Source organism: Enterobacter sp. Li2LvB3 (assembly GCF_056156645.1).
Genome location: NZ_JBSICG010000022.1, coordinates 58,284 through 75,480, shown reverse-complemented (window position 1 = coordinate 75,480; position 17,197 = coordinate 58,284). Strand labels below are relative to the sequence as shown.

Annotated in this window: 15 protein-coding genes and 1 pseudogene; 12 read left to right on the top strand and 4 right to left on the bottom strand. The window is 54.7% G+C overall.

The window, feature by feature from the left end:
* Nucleotides 1-2 precede the first annotated feature (2 nt).
* The 7 genes from lepA (at nt 3) to acpS (ending at nt 6,468) form a co-directional block, all read left to right on the top strand.
* Complete coding sequence (gene lepA / locus ACS603_RS17695) at nt 3-1,802, top strand: translation elongation factor 4 (RefSeq protein ID WP_182062092.1); 1,800 nt, start codon at nt 3-5, stop codon at nt 1,800-1,802.
* A 16-nt stretch (nt 1,803-1,818) separates the two neighbouring features.
* Entirely contained in the window at nt 1,819-2,793 is a 975-nt protein-coding gene (gene lepB / locus ACS603_RS17690; protein ID WP_182062091.1) for a signal peptidase I, read from the top strand.
* Nucleotides 2,794-3,015: 222 nt separating this feature from the next.
* Complete coding sequence (gene rnc, locus ACS603_RS17685; RefSeq protein WP_182062090.1) at nt 3,016-3,696, top strand: ribonuclease III; 681 nt, start codon at nt 3,016-3,018, stop codon at nt 3,694-3,696.
* Nucleotides 3,693-4,598, top strand: a complete 906-nt coding sequence (era, locus tag ACS603_RS17680; protein ID WP_014071375.1) for a GTPase Era — start codon at nt 3,693-3,695, stop codon at nt 4,596-4,598. Before rnc ends, era begins: the two co-directional genes overlap by 4 nt.
* Nucleotides 4,599-4,616: 18 nt before the next feature.
* Nucleotides 4,617-5,324: a DNA repair protein RecO gene (gene recO / locus ACS603_RS17675; protein WP_182063447.1), complete on the top strand. Its 708-nt coding sequence runs from the start codon at nt 4,617-4,619 to the stop codon at nt 5,322-5,324.
* A gap of 32 nt (nt 5,325-5,356) precedes the next feature.
* Complete coding sequence (gene pdxJ / locus ACS603_RS17670; RefSeq protein WP_014071372.1) at nt 5,357-6,088, top strand: pyridoxine 5'-phosphate synthase; 732 nt, start codon at nt 5,357-5,359, stop codon at nt 6,086-6,088.
* On the top strand, nt 6,088-6,468 hold the full coding sequence (gene acpS / locus ACS603_RS17665) for a holo-ACP synthase (RefSeq protein WP_166716663.1): 381 nt from the start codon (nt 6,088-6,090) through the stop codon (nt 6,466-6,468). The genes pdxJ and acpS overlap by 1 nt, the downstream gene beginning before the upstream one ends.
* A gap of 10 nt (nt 6,469-6,478) precedes the next feature.
* Here acpS and ACS603_RS17660 read toward each other — a convergent pair whose 3' ends face one another.
* Nucleotides 6,479-6,739, bottom strand: a complete 261-nt coding sequence (locus ACS603_RS17660) for a YfhL family 4Fe-4S dicluster ferredoxin (RefSeq protein WP_014071370.1) — start codon at nt 6,737-6,739, stop codon at nt 6,479-6,481.
* A 56-nt stretch (nt 6,740-6,795) separates the two neighbouring features.
* Nucleotides 6,796-7,644, bottom strand: coding sequence for a MurR/RpiR family transcriptional regulator (locus tag ACS603_RS17655; RefSeq protein ID WP_182062089.1), 849 nt, complete (start codon nt 7,642-7,644; stop codon nt 6,796-6,798).
* A gap of 119 nt (nt 7,645-7,763) precedes the next feature.
* On the opposite strand from ACS603_RS17655, the gene murQ reads away from it, so the two are divergent.
* Genes murQ through tadA form a run of 4 tightly spaced genes read left to right on the top strand, consistent with a single transcriptional unit; the run spans nt 7,764 to nt 11,234 of the window.
* The gene (gene murQ, locus ACS603_RS17650) at nt 7,764-8,657 is read left to right on the top strand and encodes an N-acetylmuramic acid 6-phosphate etherase (protein WP_474944648.1); all 894 of its coding nucleotides are present in this window, start codon (nt 7,764-7,766) and stop codon (nt 8,655-8,657) included.
* Nucleotides 8,658-8,670: 13 nt separating this feature from the next.
* The gene (locus ACS603_RS17645) at nt 8,671-10,032 is read left to right on the top strand and encodes a PTS transporter subunit EIIC (protein ID WP_446493747.1); all 1,362 of its coding nucleotides are present in this window, start codon (nt 8,671-8,673) and stop codon (nt 10,030-10,032) included.
* A gap of 3 nt (nt 10,033-10,035) precedes the next feature.
* Nucleotides 10,036-10,671: a phosphatidylglycerophosphatase C gene (yfhb, locus tag ACS603_RS17640; RefSeq protein ID WP_315686494.1), complete on the top strand. Its 636-nt coding sequence runs from the start codon at nt 10,036-10,038 to the stop codon at nt 10,669-10,671.
* A gap of 56 nt (nt 10,672-10,727) precedes the next feature.
* Nucleotides 10,728-11,234 carry a tRNA adenosine(34) deaminase TadA gene (tadA, locus tag ACS603_RS17635; protein WP_041162105.1) on the top strand — a complete coding sequence of 169 codons (507 nt, stop codon included), beginning with the start codon at nt 10,728-10,730 and terminating at the stop codon, nt 11,232-11,234.
* Here the strand turns inward: tadA and mltF are convergent.
* Both mltF and ACS603_RS17625 read right to left on the bottom strand, forming a co-directional pair.
* Nucleotides 11,122-12,672: a membrane-bound lytic murein transglycosylase MltF gene (gene mltF, locus ACS603_RS17630; RefSeq protein WP_182062085.1), complete on the bottom strand. Its 1,551-nt coding sequence runs from the start codon at nt 12,670-12,672 to the stop codon at nt 11,122-11,124. The two genes, tadA and mltF, sit on opposite strands and share 113 nt — an antisense overlap.
* 153 nt (nt 12,673-12,825) lie before the next feature.
* Nucleotides 12,826-12,903 (bottom strand): annotated as a pseudogene (locus ACS603_RS17625) (hypothetical protein); the annotation flags it as partial.
* Nucleotides 12,904-12,938: 35 nt separating this feature from the next.
* On the opposite strand from ACS603_RS17625, the gene purL reads away from it, so the two are divergent.
* Nucleotides 12,939-16,826 (top strand): phosphoribosylformylglycinamidine synthase, encoded by a 3,888-nt coding sequence (purL, locus tag ACS603_RS17620; protein ID WP_315686492.1) that lies wholly within the window; start codon nt 12,939-12,941, stop codon nt 16,824-16,826.
* The last annotated feature ends 371 nt before the right edge of the window (nt 16,827-17,197 follow it).

Below are 17,197 nucleotides of genomic sequence, written 5' to 3'. Positions count from 1 at the left end.
ATATGAAGAACATACGTAACTTTTCGATCATTGCTCACATTGACCACGGTAAGTCGACGCTGTCTGACCGTATTATCCAGATTTGCGGTGGCCTGTCTGATCGTGAAATGGAAGCCCAGGTTCTGGACTCCATGGACCTGGAACGCGAACGTGGTATTACCATCAAAGCACAGAGTGTAACGCTCGATTACAAGGCTGCTGATGGCGAAATCTACCAACTGAACTTTATCGACACCCCGGGCCACGTTGACTTCTCCTATGAAGTTTCTCGCTCGCTGGCGGCCTGTGAAGGCGCGCTGCTGGTGGTGGATGCCGGGCAGGGCGTAGAAGCTCAGACTCTGGCAAACTGCTACACCGCGATGGAAATGGATCTCGAAGTGGTGCCGGTTCTGAACAAAATCGACCTGCCTGCCGCCGATCCTGAGCGCGTAGCCGAAGAGATTGAAGACATCGTCGGTATCGATGCCACCGATGCAGTGCGCTGCTCGGCGAAAACCGGCGTGGGTGTCCCGGATGTGCTGGAACGTCTGGTGCGTGATATTCCTGCGCCAGAAGGTGACCCGGATGCACCATTACAGGCGCTTATCATCGACTCCTGGTTTGATAACTACCTGGGCGTTGTGTCACTGGTCCGTATTAAAAACGGCACCATGCGTAAAGGTGACAAAATTAAGGTGATGAGTACCGGGCAGGTCTATAACGCTGACCGTCTGGGTATCTTCACGCCAAAACAGGTTGACCGTACCGAGCTTAAATGCGGCGAGGTAGGCTGGCTGGTGTGTGCAATTAAAGACATCCTCGGCGCGCCAGTAGGCGATACGCTGACGCTGGCACGTAATCCGGCGGATAAAGCGCTGCCTGGCTTCAAAAAAGTGAAACCGCAGGTATACGCGGGTCTGTTCCCTGTCAGCTCTGATGATTACGAAAACTTCCGTGATGCGCTTGGCAAGCTGAGCCTTAACGATGCTTCCCTGTTCTATGAGCCAGAAAGCTCAACAGCGCTGGGCTTCGGCTTCCGCTGTGGCTTCCTCGGCCTGCTGCACATGGAGATCATTCAGGAACGTCTGGAGCGTGAATACGATCTGGATCTGATCACCACGGCGCCGACTGTAGTGTATGAAGTCGAAACCACGTCGAAAGAAGTGATTTACGTCGATAGCCCGTCCAAGCTGCCGCCGTTGAACAATATTTATGAACTGCGCGAACCTATCGCAGAGTGTCACATGCTGCTGCCGCAGGAGTTCCTCGGCAACGTTATCACCCTGTGTATCGAGAAGCGTGGCGTGCAGACCAACATGGTTTACCACGGTAACCAGGTTGCGCTGACCTACGAAATCCCGATGGCAGAAGTGGTGCTCGACTTCTTCGACCGTCTGAAGTCTACCTCTCGCGGCTATGCGTCGCTGGATTACAACTTCAAACGCTTCCAGACATCCAACATGGTACGTGTGGACGTGTTGATCAACAGCGAACGTGTTGATGCGCTGGCGCTGATCACCCACAACGACAACGCGCCATACCGTGGCCGTGAGCTGGTTGAGAAGATGAAAGAGCTGATCCCGCGTCAGCAATTCGACATCGCGATCCAGGCCGCGATCGGTAACCATATTATCGCGCGTTCTACCGTGAAACAGCTGCGTAAAAACGTTCTGGCTAAATGCTATGGCGGTGACGTCAGCCGTAAGAAAAAGCTGCTCCAGAAACAGAAAGACGGTAAGAAACGTATGAAGCAGGTCGGTAACGTTGAGCTGCCGCAGGAAGCATTCCTTGCCATTCTTCACGTTGGTAAAGACGGCAAATAACCCTTAAGGAGTTGGCATGGCGAACATGTTTGCCCTGATCCTGGTCATTGCTACCCTGGTGACAGGTCTGTTGTGGTGTCTGGATAAGTTTATTTTCGCCCCAAAACGTCGTGAACGTCAGGCTGTCGCGCAGGCAACTACTGGCGACGGGCTCGATGCGAAGACCCTGAAGAAAGTTGGCCCGAAACCGGGCTGGCTGGAAACTGGTGCATCGGTGTTCCCGGTGCTGGCGATTGTTCTGGTTGTCCGTTCGTTCATTTACGAACCTTTCCAGATCCCGTCTGGTTCAATGATGCCAACACTGTTGATCGGTGATTTTATTCTGGTAGAGAAGTTTGCCTATGGCATTAAAGATCCTATCTACCAGAAAACGCTGATCGAAACGGGTCATCCGAAACGCGGCGATATCGTTGTCTTTAAATATCCGGAAGACCCGCGTCTTGATTACATCAAGCGTGCGGTAGGCCTGCCGGGTGACCGGGTCTCTTACGATCCGGTGGCGAAAGAAGTGACCGTACAGCCAGGTTGCAGCTCCGGTACGGCGTGTGAAAACGCGCTGCCAATCACTTACTCAAACGTTGAGCCGAGCGATTTTGTGCAGACCTTTGCCCGCCGTAACGGCGGTGAAGCGACCAGCGGTTTCTTCCAGGTTCCGAAAGGTGAAAGCAAAGATAACGGCATTCGTCTGGTTGAGCGCAAAGAGACGCTGGGTGATGTTACACACCGTATTCTGACCGTGCCGATTGCGCAGGATCAGTTGGGTATGTACTACAAACAACCTGGTCAGCAGCTGGCAAGCTGGATTGTTCCTCCTGGACACTACTTCATGATGGGTGACAACCGCGATAACTCAGCGGACAGCCGTTATTGGGGCTTTGTACCGGAAGCCAATCTGGTGGGTAAAGCGACGGCTATCTGGATGAGTTTTGAGAAGCAGGAAGGCGAATGGCCTACTGGCGTGCGCCTGAGTCGTATCGGTGGGATCCATTAATTCTCAATAATTGAACGCGTAGCCACTTGAATTAGTGGCTACGTGAATTATTTAAGCGATAAATCTCTTCGAACTAACGACATCCCCTGTCGTTGTGTATAGAATATTCCCCCGAAGTTTAAGGTTGGCCCTGTAAGGGTGCCACGGCACACGAAACCGCGTTGGTTTTCTCAGGTCGGTTTCGTGTGCTGCATTTTTGACGCATTCATTTATTGGTATCGCATGAACCCCATCGTAATTAATCGGCTTCAACGGAAGCTGGGCTACACTTTTCATCATCAGGAGTTGTTGCAACAGGCATTAACCCATCGCAGTGCCAGCAGCAAACATAACGAGCGTCTTGAGTTTCTTGGCGACTCTATTTTAAGTTATGTGATCGCCAATGCGCTTTATCACCGTTTCCCGCGTGTGGACGAAGGTGATATGAGCCGGATGCGCGCCACGCTGGTACGGGGTAACACCCTCGCGGAAATCGCCCGCGAATTTGAACTGGGTGAATGTCTGCGTCTTGGGCCGGGTGAGTTGAAAAGCGGTGGTTTCCGCCGTGAATCTATTCTCGCTGATACGGTCGAAGCATTAATCGGTGGCGTTTTCTTGGACAGCGATATCCAGACCGTAGAAAAGCTGATCCTGAACTGGTATCAGACACGTCTGGACGAAATCAGTCCGGGCGATAAACAAAAAGATCCGAAAACGCGCTTGCAGGAATATTTGCAGGGCCGTCATCTCCCGCTGCCATCCTATCTGGTGGTGCAGGTGCGTGGCGAAGCGCACGATCAGGAATTTACCATCCATTGCCAGGTCAGTGGCCTGAGTGAACCGGTGGTTGGCACAGGTTCTAGCCGACGCAAGGCTGAACAGGCTGCCGCCGAACAGGCGTTAAAAATGCTGGAGCTGGAATGAGCGAAGAAAAAACCTATTGCGGATTTATTGCCATCGTCGGACGTCCGAACGTTGGTAAATCCACCCTGTTGAATAATCTGCTTGGGCAGAAGATTTCTATCACCTCTCGTAAGGCGCAGACCACGCGTCACCGCATCGTCGGTATCCATACTGAAGGCGCGTATCAGGCGATTTACGTCGATACCCCGGGCCTGCACATGGAAGAGAAGCGTGCCATCAACCGCCTGATGAACAAAGCCGCGAGCAGCTCGATTGGCGATGTTGAGCTGGTGATTTTCGTTGTGGAAGGCACTCGCTGGACGCCGGATGACGAAATGGTGTTGAACAAACTGCGCGATGGCAAAACGCCGGTTATTCTGGCAGTCAACAAAGTGGACAACGTACAGGAAAAAGCTGACCTGCTACCGCATCTGCAATGGCTGGGTAGCCAGATGAATTTCCTCGACATCGTACCGCTGTCTGCAGAGACCGGTCTGAACGTCGATACCATCGCCGGCATCGTGCGTAAGCATCTGCCAGAAGCGATTCATCACTTCCCGGAAGAGTACGTCACAGACCGCTCTCAGCGCTTTATGGCGTCTGAAATCATCCGTGAAAAGCTGATGCGTTTCCTGGGTGCGGAACTGCCGTATTCTGTTACCGTTGAGATTGAACGTTTCCAGAGTAATGAGCGCGGTGGCTATGACATCAACGGCCTGATCCTCGTTGAGCGTGAAGGGCAGAAGAAGATGGTGATTGGTAACAAAGGTGCCAAGATCAAAACCATCGGTATTGAAGCCCGTAAAGACATGATGGACATGTTTGAAGCACCGGTTCACCTGGAACTGTGGGTGAAAGTGAAATCTGGCTGGGCCGATGATGAGCGTGCTCTGCGCAGCCTCGGTTACGGCGAAGACCAATAACCAAAGACGACGAGTATGATGGAAGGATGGCAACGTGCCTTCGTCCTGCATAGTCGTCCCTGGAGCGAAACCAGCCTTATGCTGGACGTCTTCACGGAAGAGTCGGGTCGCGTGCGTCTTGTTGCTAAAGGCGCACGTTCCAAACGTTCTAATCTGAAAGGCGCATTACAGCCTTTCACTCCGCTGCTGGTGCGTTTTGGTGGGCGAGGGGAAGTGAAAACCCTGCGCAGCGCTGAAGCCGTCTCTCTGGCGCTCCCCCTTTCTGGTATCACGCTTTACAGCGGTCTTTATGTCAATGAACTCGTCTCGCGCGTTCTTGAACATGAGACCCGCTTCTCTGAACTTTTCTTTGATTATCTGCACTGTATTCAGGCGCTTGCTGGCGCAACTGGCACGCCGGAACCGGCACTACGCCGTTTCGAACTGGCGCTGTTGGGGCATCTTGGCTACGGCGTGGATTTTCTGCACTGTGCAGGCAGCGGCGAGCAGGTAGATGACACGATGACCTACCGCTATCGCGAGGAAAAGGGCTTTATCGCCAGTATCGTGATTGATAACAGTACATTTACCGGGCGGCAGCTCAGGGCGCTGTATGAACGCGAGTTCCCTGATGCTGATACCCTGCGCGCGGCAAAACGCTTTACCCGAATTGCACTCAAGCCGTATCTTGGTGGCAAGCCCTTAAAGAGCCGCGAATTATTCAGGCAGTTTATGCCGAAACGTTAGATCGTAGAAACACAAGAAAACCGAGGATTGTCATGGCTGAATTACTGTTAGGCGTCAACATTGATCACATTGCCACGCTGCGTAATGCGCGCGGCACGGCTTATCCTGATCCGGTTCAGGCGGCATTTATCGCTGAGCAGGCTGGCGCTGACGGCATTACCGTTCACCTGCGTGAAGACCGCCGCCACATCACCGACCGTGACGTACGCATTCTGCGTCAGACGCTGGATACCCGCATGAATCTGGAAATGGCTGTTACGGAAGAGATGCTGACCATTGCCTGCGACACCAAACCGCATTTCTGCTGCCTGGTGCCGGAAAAACGTCAGGAAGTGACCACTGAAGGTGGGCTGGATGTGGCAGGTCAGTTCGACAAAATGCGTGATGCCTGCAAGCGCCTGGCGGACGCGGGGATTCTGGTTTCGCTGTTTATCGACGCCGATTTCGACCAGATTAAAGCCGCTGCTGACGTGGGTGCGCCATACATCGAAATCCACACCGGCTGCTATGCAGATGCCGAAGACGATGCCACTCAGGCTAAAGAGCTGGAGCGCATCGCCAAAGCTGCCACCTATGCGGCAGGTCTGGGTCTTAAAGTTAACGCGGGTCATGGCCTGACTTATCACAACGTCAAAGCCATCGCAGCATTGCCAGAAATGCATGAGCTGAACATCGGTCACGCCATTATTGGCCGTGCGGTGATGAGCGGTCTGAAAGAGGCGGTATCTGAGATGAAACGCCTGATGCTGGAAGCGCGCAAGTAATGGCCATTCTGGGCTTAGGGACGGATATCGTCGAAATAGCCCGCATTGAAGCGGTGATCGCCCGTAGTGGCGATCGCCTTGCTCGACGCGTGTTAAGCGATAACGAATGGGCCATCTGGGAAGCACACCAGCAGCCGGTGCGTTTTCTGGCAAAGCGTTTTGCAGTGAAAGAAGCGGCCGCCAAAGCCTTTGGTACGGGAATTCGCAACGGTCTGGCGTTTAATCAGTTTGAAGTGTTTAACGATGAACTGGGCAAACCGCGTCTGCGTTTATGGGGCGAAGCACAGAAGCTGGCCGAGAAACTCGGCGTGGCGCATATGCACGTGACAATCGCGGATGAACGTCACTACGCCAGTGCGACGGTAATTATCGAAAGTTAGAGACAGGCCCTTAAAGTTTGTCCGCGTGGTGCATCAGCACAAACTTATCCCACAGCTGTTCTTCGCTTTCAACGTGTGCCGGATCTTTGAGGATCGTATTGGGGATTGGGCACACTTTCTGGCAGGTCGGTGTTTCGTAGTGGCCGATACATTCCGTGCAGCGGTCGCTGTTAATCTCATAAATGCTGTCACCCATCGAAATCGCCTCGTTTGGGCATTCGGGTTCGCACATATCGCAATTGATGCATTTTTTGGTGATTAACAGCGCCATCAGGAAATTCTCAGAAACAACACAAACAGGGCGGGCATTATATGCGCATTCCCTGTTCAAACCAATTTTTTTACCAGCTCCTCACTGTGCCGAATACGTTCCGGAGCGTGCTCCAGATCCTGCTGAACCAGTGCCATAAAAAGAAGATCCGTCAGCATCATCTGGGCGCTGGTGGATGAGATAGCCGCGCTACGCGTAGCCTGCTCTTCCGCAATGGTATACAAACAGCGCGTTGCCCGTTGTTGCAGGGCATTAGGGGTAAAACCGGTGATCGCCAGTACTTTACCGCCCACGCGCAGGGTCTCATCGGTGGCCATGTTGATCTCGCGGCGCTCGCCGGAATAGGAGATAGCCACCAGCAGGTCGTCAGGCTCCATCGCCTGCACGGTGGCAAGCAGGGCGTGCATATCAAGCTCGACAATGCCGTTGTAACCGATTTTGGTGAGCTTCCACCCAAAGTTACGCGCCACCAGACCCGATGCGCCAATCCCGGTCAAAATGATCCGCCGCGCGGTACGCAACATCGCCACGCTTTCCAGCAATTTCTCTTCAGTGTTGACGTCGAGCGTGGCGTGCATTGCCGCCACATTCTCTTTGATCAGTTTTTCACCGACAAGACGCATCGGGTCATCACCGCGGATCTGGTTGTGAACCGGCATAGACTGCGGGTTGGGGTTACTCACCAGCGCTTCACTGATGGCCAGTTTTAACGCCGGAAAACCTTTAAAGCCAATCTTCTGGGCAAATTTCACCACGCTGGACTGGCTCACTCCGGCTTCGCTTGCCAGCTGCTGAGAACTGAGATGGCGGGCGTGGTCGGGCTGCGTAAGCAGGAAATCCGCCAGTTTTTTGTCGCTCTGGGCAAAACCCGCGTAACGCTGGCGGATGCGAATTAAACAGTTCATACGTTCTCCTGGCGAAAATGTGATTGCTGCTGCAAATAAAGAAATTTGCTCGCCTGAATGAATTTTATATTCCATTATAGTGTGATTATTATGAATTAAAAATTCCTGAGGTACAAAAGATGAATCTTGGCTTACTTGTTTCTGAAACGCGCAATCCGCAAACCATGGATCTGGATGCTCTCTCCACGCTGGAGCTGGTTAGCCGTTTTAATCAACAGGATACGCTGGTCGCGCAGGCAGTGAAAGAGACATTACCCGAAGTGGCAAAAGCTGTCGACGCGGCGGCTACTGCTCTGAAAGCAGGTGGTCGCATCATCTACATGGGGGCGGGAACCAGCGGGCGTCTTGGCGTACTCGATGCCTCTGAATGTCCCCCGACGTTTGGCGTACCACATGGGTTGGTTATTGGGCTCATCGCAGGTGGCCCCGGCGCGCTTCTGAAAGCCGTAGAGGGTGCGGAAGACAACAAACAGCTCGGGGGAGATGACCTGAAAGCGCTGAACCTGAATGAGCGGGATCTGGTTGTCGGGCTGGCGGCTTCCGGGCGCACGCCGTATGTCATTGGCGGGCTGGAATATGCTAACCAGACTGGCTGCACCACGGTCGCTATCTCGTGTAATCCGGGCTCACCGATTGCACAGGTTGCTGCCATTGCCATTTCCCCGGTCGTCGGGCCTGAGGCGCTTACCGGCTCTACGCGTCTGAAATCCGGCACGGCACAAAAGCTGGTACTCAACATGATTTCAACCGGCGCGATGGTGAAGTTTGGCAAGGTATACCAAAACCTGATGGTGGATATGAAAGCCACCAATATCAAGCTTATAGACCGGGCCTGCCGGATGGTGGTGGAAGCCACAGGCGCAACCCGCGAAGAGGCGGAATCCGTCCTCAGACAGACGGATTACGATGTGAAACCCGCCATTTTGATGATCTTAAGCGGGCTGGATGCAACCGCTGCGAGAGCAAAACTCGATACGCATCATGGGTTTTTACGGGCGGCTTTAGAAAACTAAAAAAGAGGCGTGTATGGAAAAAACGGCAGCGCTCGCCAGCGGTATTTTGCAAGGGATTGGCGGGGAGAAAAATATACAGCGTCTGGAAAACTGCATGACGCGTGTGCGTGTCGAGGTGCATGACGACGGGCAGCTTGACCTGCCACGCCTGAAGCAGCTTTCCGGGGTGAGCGGATACGTCAAACAGGGGCAACAGCACCAGCTGATTGTCGGCCCGGGTAAAGCCGCACAGGTGGTGGATGCCATGCGTGCGCTGATGGGGGGGGAAGCAACAGCCTCGTTTGACGATGCTGAACGCACCAAAGCGCAGGCAAAGGCAAAATACAAAGCCCCAATGAGCGATGCGCTGCGACAGCTGGCAAACGTCTTTATTCCACTTATTCCGGCCTTTATTGCCTCTGGCTTGATTACCGGGATCATCAATATCCTCAAGCGCCCGGACATCGTGGGGGACTTTGCCACCCACTATCCAAACTTACTGGGTATTCTGGGCATTTTCGGCAGCGCCGTCTTCGCTATCATGAATATTCTGGTGGGGGTCAATACCGCAAAAGTATTTGGTGGCTCGCTGGCAATGGGTGGCGTAATGGCCGGGATCCTCTCCAGTCCGCAGCTGGCGCAGATTACCCTGTTTGGCGAGGCGCTCCAGCCCGGGCGCGGCGGCGTTATCGCCGTGCTGCTGGTGGTCATCCTGATGTGCTGGATTGAGAAAAAGTTGCGCACCCTGCTGCCAGGCTCGATTGAACTTATCCTCAATCCACTGCTCACCACCTTAATTACTGGCAGCGTGGCGATTGTTGCGCTGCAACCGCTCGGTGGCTGGATCTCAGAGGCCATCGCCCACGGCGCCTCTTTGGCTATCGACCGGGGTGGTTTACTGGTGGGCGCAATATTGTCGGGGACCTTCCTGCCGCTGGTGTTAACCGGTTTGCATCAGGGACTGGTGCCCATCCATGTTGAGCTGGTTCAGGCGCATGGTTATAACGCTTTGCTGCCGATCCTGTCGATGGCGGGCGTCGGGCAGGTCGGCGCGGCCATTGCGGTGCTAATGAAGACCCGCAATACACGTCTGAAGAAGGTGATTAAAGGGGCGCTGCCGGTCGGATTACTGGGCATTGGCGAGCCGCTGATCTTTGGTGTAACCCTACCGCTTGGGAAGCCTTTCCTCGGGGCATGTCTGGGTGGTGCAGTAGGGGGCGCGCTCATCAGCTACTGGAAAGTGGCAACGGTGATCACCTTTGGCATTTCCGGTTTGCCGCTGGCGTTAACCATCGTGACCGGAAAAGTCATGCTCTATCTGTTAGGCTATCTGGTAGCGGTGATCGCCGGGTTCTTGTTTACCTGGCTGTTAGGATTCAACGATCCAGAGGAGTAAGGTTTGGCTAATCACGAGCGTCGCGTTGTCTTTTTTGACCTGGACGGAACGCTGCATCAGCAGGATATGTTTGGTACGTTTATGCGTTACCTGCTACGGCGTCAGCCACTGAATGCATTGCTCGTACTGCCACTCTTACCGGTTGTTGGCCTGGGATTGCTGATCAAGGGGCGTGCCGCTCGCTGGCCGATGAGCCTGTTGTTGTGGGGCTGCACATTCGGCCACCGTGAAGCACGGCTGAAACAGCTCGAACAGGATTTTGCCCACTGGTTTCGCGGTCATGTGACCGCGTTTCCGGTTGTACAAGAAAGGCTGACCAATTACCTCGCTGAAAATGATGCGGATATCTGGCTGATTACCGGCTCCCCGCAGTCGCTGGTGGAACAGGTTTACGTCGACACACCCTGGCTACCACGGGTCAATCTTATCGCCACTCAAATTGCCCGCGGTTACGGCGGCTGGGTGCTGACAATACGCTGCCTGGGGCACGAGAAGGTGGCGCAGTTAGAAAAGCGGATCGGCACGCCGCTTCGCCTCTACAGCGGCTATAGCGACAGCAAGCAGGATAACCCGCTGCTCTATTTCTGCCAGCACCGCTGGCGCGTCACCCCGGCTGGTGAACTTCAGCAACTCGAATAGTCTTATCCGGAAGGGGTGTGTATAATGCCGCCCGCTTTAGACTGGAGTATCTACCGTTGTCCAATCCCGAACACAATCATGAATACTGGATGCGCCACGCGCTGACGCTGGCCCAACGCGCCTGGGAAGAGGGCGAAGTGCCCGTGGGTGCGGTTCTTGTTCATAACAACCAGGTGATTGGAGAAGGGTGGAACCGTCCTATTGGCCGCCACGATCCCACGGCTCATGCTGAAATCATGGCGTTACGTCAGGGTGGGCTGGTGCTGCAAAACTACCGTCTGCTGGATACCACACTGTATGTCACCCTTGAGCCCTGTGTTATGTGCTCAGGGGCAATGGTGCACAGCCGTATTGGCACGCTGGTCTTTGGCGCACGGGATGAAAAAACCGGTGCGGCAGGTTCACTGATGGATGTGCTTGGCCATCCGGGCATGAATCATCAGGTCAAGACTATCGGCGGGGTGCTTGCACCAGAGTGTTCGGGGCTACTAAGTGACTTCTTTCGAATGCGCCGGCAGCAGAAAAAGCAACAAAAGGCAGAATTGAAGCCGTCGGACGATTAACTTCGTTCGGTAATACCACCGGATAGCTCTGCGCCAGCTGTTTCGCTTCTACTGCTTCTTTTTCTTTTTCAAGCAGATAACCTACCAGGCTAATCTGGTACTTACGGATATTTTCCACATAGGCGTAAGCCTCATGCCCACGCGCGTAACCATAGGTCAGCTTGTTGTACCAGGGTTTTTGGCTCAGTAAAGGCAGCCGCTGTTTTACATCTGACCAGCTATCGGGGTTGCCTTTTGTTTTTGCCGTCAGCGCGCGCGCATCAAGCATATGCGCGTAGCCCATGTTATAGGCCGCCAGCGCAAACCAGATACGTTCTTCTTCCGGCACCGTCTCAGGCACTTTAGTCATCATATCCTGCAAATACTGCGCACCACCGCTGATGCTCTGTTCCGCATCGGTCCGGTCGCTAATGCCAAGGCTCTGCGCGGTATTTTTGGTTAGCATCATTAAACCACGCACGCCCGTCGGGGAGGTGGCCTGAGTGTCCCAGTGGGATTCCTGATAAGAAATCGCCGCCAGCAGCCGCCAGTCAATCTCCTGGGCGTACTTCTCGAATAAGGGTTGCAGGTCCGGCAGCACGCTATCTACCGCACGCAGAAAACTACGGGTATCGACGTAATCAAAGTCTTCACCGTGACCCAGATACTTCTCTTCCAGACGAGCCAGGGTCCCGTCTTCATTGATCGAATTAAAGAAATCGAGCATCGCAGCGGACAGGGTTTGGTCGTCATCCAACTGGCTAAACCAGGTGACAGGCTGTTCATCGGTCACATCAAGCGCCACGGCGATTTCCGGATGTACGCGCTGGAAAAGGCTGATGGCCACGGAGTCAGCAATGGTGTATGCCAGCTTTTTGTCCTTAACCTGCTCCAGCAGCGCGGTGGTGCCAAGCTTTGGATCTACCGTCCAGCTGAGGTCCGGGTATTTCTTTTCTTTGAGTGTGCGCAGATCGTCAATCACCACATGGCCCGGGGCGATAGCGAGCTGCTGCTCATTAATAGTCGCAAGCGAACGCGGGCGCGGGTTTCCAACGCGGTAAACCAGCTGCTGCGAAACCGAATAGTAGGTTGGTCCGGGTTGATAGTTCTTGCTGCGTTCACTGTTATACACCAGCCCGGCGGCCAGAATATCGGCATCGTCGTTATCCAGGTCATCGAACAGCTGGCTGATATTCTGGCGAACGGTAATTTTGAGCTTCACGCCGAGGTAATCGGCGAACTGCTGGGCCAGTTCATAATCCAGGCCAATGGTTTTACCGTTGATGTCGCCGTAAATCAGCGGGGAGCTCAGGGTACTGACGCGCAACTCTCCCCGCTCTTTGATCGCGGCGATACGGTTTTCGGCTTTGCCGAACCAGGGGATAGAAGGCCAGAGGGCCACTGCCAGCAGCAAGGTAACTATGCCGATGAGCAGATAATTAATCTTTAATTTTTTCAATTAGTTAATTCTCTGCGACGCCGGATGCCTCAGTGTGCTGTAGCCATGTTAAGAATAAGGTTTGTCATTGAATGTGCGGCATTTTGCGCAAACTTACGCCAGTTGGCAACAAATTAGAGAGACAGGTCACATCTATTGTTAAATGTCTCCGAAGATTTTATTTCGACGCAAACGGTTTCGTCGGCGCTCAGGATTCTCTATAATGACGCCCGTTTTCCCCCTTGCGCACACTGTAAGCGCCCCGGCGCTTCGAAGACGAGAGACTTATGATGGAAATTCTGCGTGGTTCGCCTGCACTGTCTGCCTTCCGTATCAACAAACTGCTGGCACGTTTTCAGGCAGCCGACCTTCCGGTAAGCAATATTTACGCTGAGTATGTCCATTTTGCTGACCTGAATGCACCCCTGAATGCAGAGGAGCGAGTACAGCTGGAACGCCTGCTCAAGTATGGCCCAAGTCTGAGCAGCCATACGCCAACCGGCAAATTAATCCTGGCTACGCCTCGCCCTGGAACCATCTCCCCCTGGTCTTCCAAAGCCACCGACATTGCCCACAACTGCGGCCTGAACCAGATTAACCGTCTGGAACGCGGTGTGGCGTACTATGTGGAAGCCTCTACGCTGACGGCCGAACAATGGCAGGCCGTTTCCGCTGAACTGCACGATCGCATGATGGAGAGTGTGTTTACCTCTCTGGACGACGCGCAGAAGCTCTTCTCTCACCATCAGCCTGCACCCGTTCAGAGCGTAGACCTGCTGGGGCAGGGCCGTCAGGCGCTGATTGACGCCAACCTGCGTCTCGGCCTGGCACTGGCAGAAGATGAGATTGATTACCTGCAGGACGCGTTCGTTAAGCTGAACCGTAACCCGAACGACATCGAACTCTACATGTTCGCGCAGGCTAACTCCGAGCACTGCCGCCACAAAATCTTCAACGCCGACTGGGTCATCGACGGCGAACAACAGCCGAAGTCGCTGTTCAAAATGATCAAAAACACCATGGAACAAACCCCTGACCACGTGCTGTCTGCCTATAAAGACAACGCCGCGGTGATGGAAGGTTCCGAGGTGGGCCGCTTCTTTGCCGATCGCGAAGCAGGGCGCTATGACTTCCACCAGGAGCCTGCGCATATCCTGATGAAAGTTGAAACCCACAACCACCCGACGGCGATCTCTCCGTGGCCGGGTGCGGCAACCGGCTCTGGCGGTGAAATCCGCGATGAAGGCGCAACCGGACGTGGTGCAAAACCGAAAGCCGGTCTGGTGGGCTTCTCTGTTTCCAACCTGCGTATCCCGGGCTTTGAACAGCCGTGGGAAGAAGATTTCGGTAAGCCAGAGCGCATTGTGACCGCGCTGGATATCATGACCGAAGGCCCGCTGGGCGGCGCAGCATTCAACAACGAATTTGGTCGTCCGGCACTGAACGGTTACTTCCGTACCTACGAAGAGAAAGTGGACAGCCACAACGGCGAAGAGCTGCGTGGCTACCACAAACCGATCATGCTGGCCGGCGGCATCGGTAATATTCGTGCCGATCACGTGCAGAAAGGTGAGATCGTCGTCGGTGCGAAGCTGATCGTACTGGGTGGCCCGGCAATGAACATCGGCCTGGGCGGCGGTGCGGCCTCTTCAATGGCATCCGGTCAGTCTGATGCAGATCTCGACTTCGCTTCTGTACAACGCGACAACCCGGAAATGGAACGTCGTTGCCAGGAAGTGATCGATCGCTGCTGGCAGCTTGGCGATGCTAACCCAATCCTCTTTATTCATGACGTGGGTGCGGGCGGTCTTTCTAACGCCATGCCAGAGCTGGTAAGCGACGGTGGTCGTGGCGGCCGCTTTAACCTGCGTGACATCCTGAGCGATGAGCCAGGCATGAGCCCACTGGAAATCTGGTGTAACGAATCCCAGGAACGCTACGTGCTGGCGGTTGCCGCCGACCAGCTGCCACTGTTTGACGAGCTGTGCCGCCGCGAGCGTGCACCTTATGCCGTTATCGGTGAAGCTACCGAAGAGCAGCACCTCTCATTAAGCGACACTCACTTCGACAATCAGCCAATCGATCTGCCGCTGGACGTGCTGCTCGGCAAAACGCCGAAGATGACTCGCGACGTGCAGACCCGTAAAGCGGCAGGCAAAGCGCTGGATCGTCAGGATATTACCGTTGCCGAAGCGGTAAACCGCGTTCTGCACCTGCCGGCTGTGGCAGAGAAAACCTTCCTGGTTACCATCGGCGACCGTACCGTAACCGGTATGGTGTCGCGCGATCAGATGGTTGGTCCGTGGCAGATCCCGGTGGCGAACTGCGCCGTGACTACCGCGAGCCTCGACAGCTACTACGGTGAAGCAATGGCGCTGGGTGAACGTACGCCGGTGGCGCTGCTGGACTTCGCAGCATCTGCCCGTCTGGCGGTGGGTGAAGCGCTGACCAACATCGCGGCAACCCAGATTGGCGACATCAAGCGTATCAAATTGTCTGCTAACTGGATGGCTGCTGCTGGCCACCCGGGTGAAGATGCGGGTCTGTATGAAGCGGTGAAAGCGGTAGGTGAAGAGCTGTGTCCTGCGCTCGGCCTGACCATTCCGGTGGGTAAAGATTCCATGTCGATGAAAACCCGCTGGCAGGAAGGCAACGAGCAGCGCGAGATGACCTCTCCGCTGTCGCTGGTTATCACTGCATTTGCCCGCGTGGAAGATGTGCGTCATACCATCACCCCGCAGCTGGCGACCGAAGACAACGCCCTGCTGCTGATTGACCTGGGTAAAGGCCACAACGCGCTTGGCGCAACCGCGCTGGCACAGGTTTACCGTCAGCTTGGTGACAAACCTGCCGATGTACGCGACGTGGCGCAGTTAAAAGGTTTCTACGACGCCATTCAGGCGCTGGTCGCTCAGCGCAAACTGCTGGCCTACCACGACCGTTCAGACGGCGGCCTGCTGGTTACCCTGGCAGAAATGGCCTTTACCGGTCACTGCGGCGTGGAAGCAAACATTGCCACGCTGGGTGAAGACCGACTGGCAGCGCTGTTCAACGAAGAGCTGGGCGCGGTCATTCAGGTTCGTGCCGCGGATCGCGACGCCGTTGAAGCCGTACTTGCACAGCACGGCCTGGCCGACTGCGTGCACTATCTGGGTAAAGCCGTGCAGGGCGACCGCTTCGTGATTGAAGCTGATGGCCACGCGGTGTTCAGCGAAAGCCGCACTACCCTGCGCATGTGGTGGGCAGAAACCACCTGGCAGATGCAGCGCCTGCGTGACAACCCGGAATGTGCCGATCAGGAACACGACGCGAAAGCCAACGACAACGATCCTGGCCTGAACGTGAAGCTCTCCTTCGACATCAACGAAGACATCGCCGCACCGTACATCGCAACGGGTGCGCGTCCGAAAGTGGCCGTACTGCGTGAGCAGGGTGTTAACTCCCACGTTGAGATGGCGGCAGCCTTCCACCGTGCAGGCTTTGATGCCATCGACGTGCACATGAGTGACCTGCTGGCAGGACGTACCGGTCTGGAAGATTTCCAGGCGCTGGTCGCGTGCGGCGGCTTCTCTTACGGTGACGTGCTGGGCGCGGGTGAAGGCTGGGCGAAATCCATTCTGTTCAACAATCGTGTGCGTGACGAATTCGAAACCTTCTTCCACCGTCCGCAGACGCTGGCGCTGGGTGTGTGTAACGGCTGCCAGATGATGTCTAACCTGCGTGAACTGATCCCGGGTAGCGAAGCCTGGCCGCGCTTTGTGCGTAACCAGTCCGACCGATTCGAAGCGCGTTTCAGCCTGGTAGAAGTCACGCAAAGCCCGTCTCTGCTGTTGCAGGGAATGGTGGGCTCGCAGATGCCAATTGCGGTTTCTCACGGTGAAGGACAAATCGAAGTGCGTAACGCGGCACACCTTGCCGAGCTGGAAAGCAAAGGTCTGGTGGCACTGCGCTTCGTCGATAACTTCGGCAAAGTCACGCAAACCTATCCGGCTAACCCGAACGGCTCAGCGAACGGTATCACCGCTGTCACCACGGAAAACGGCCGTGTGACCATCATGATGCCGCACCCGGAACGCGTATTCCGCACGGTGAGCAACTCGTGGCACCCGGAAAACTGGGGTGAAGACAGCCCGTGGATGCGTATTTTCCGCAATGCGCGTAAACAGCTTGGCTAATCATTAACGATTGCCCTTAAAAGCCCGGTCAGCGATTTGCGACCGGGCTTTTTTATGCCTGTCGCAAAACCGCGACAATCCGCTATTTGTAATGTCGCCAAATGGCGACATTTAAGTTATTGATTTATCTAAGGCTGGCTGAGTTTCTGATAACGTGTTGCTATTTAGCGACACTTAGGGTGAAAATCATTCAACAACCAATTAATATATTTAACCTTGAAAATCGTTAAGTATCATATAGATAAATAATTGTTTTGCATTATGGCACGGCTGTTGCATAATAATAACCAGTGGCTCATTCACCCTCTTATGTCAGCCCCTTCGGGACGTGCTACATAAACTTCGAATGACGCACAAAAAGGTGCCTGCCG

Coding starts and splice junctions, on each gene's coding strand:
- lepA (WP_182062092.1), top strand. CDS start 3: ATGAAGAACATACGTAACTTTTCGATCATTGCTCACATTGACCACGGT.
- lepB (WP_182062091.1), top strand. CDS start 1,819: ATGGCGAACATGTTTGCCCTGATCCTGGTCATTGCTACCCTGGTGACA.
- rnc (WP_182062090.1), top strand. CDS start 3,016: ATGAACCCCATCGTAATTAATCGGCTTCAACGGAAGCTGGGCTACACT.
- era (WP_014071375.1), top strand. CDS start 3,693: ATGAGCGAAGAAAAAACCTATTGCGGATTTATTGCCATCGTCGGACGT.
- recO (WP_182063447.1), top strand. CDS start 4,617: ATGGAAGGATGGCAACGTGCCTTCGTCCTGCATAGTCGTCCCTGGAGC.
- pdxJ (WP_014071372.1), top strand. CDS start 5,357: ATGGCTGAATTACTGTTAGGCGTCAACATTGATCACATTGCCACGCTG.
- acpS (WP_166716663.1), top strand. CDS start 6,088: ATGGCCATTCTGGGCTTAGGGACGGATATCGTCGAAATAGCCCGCATT.
- ACS603_RS17660 (WP_014071370.1), bottom strand. CDS start 6,739: ATGGCGCTGTTAATCACCAAAAAATGCATCAATTGCGATATGTGCGAA.
- ACS603_RS17655 (WP_182062089.1), bottom strand. CDS start 7,644: ATGAACTGTTTAATTCGCATCCGCCAGCGTTACGCGGGTTTTGCCCAG.
- murQ (WP_474944648.1), top strand. CDS start 7,764: ATGAATCTTGGCTTACTTGTTTCTGAAACGCGCAATCCGCAAACCATG.
- ACS603_RS17645 (WP_446493747.1), top strand. CDS start 8,671: ATGGAAAAAACGGCAGCGCTCGCCAGCGGTATTTTGCAAGGGATTGGC.
- purL (WP_315686492.1), top strand. CDS start 12,939: ATGATGGAAATTCTGCGTGGTTCGCCTGCACTGTCTGCCTTCCGTATC.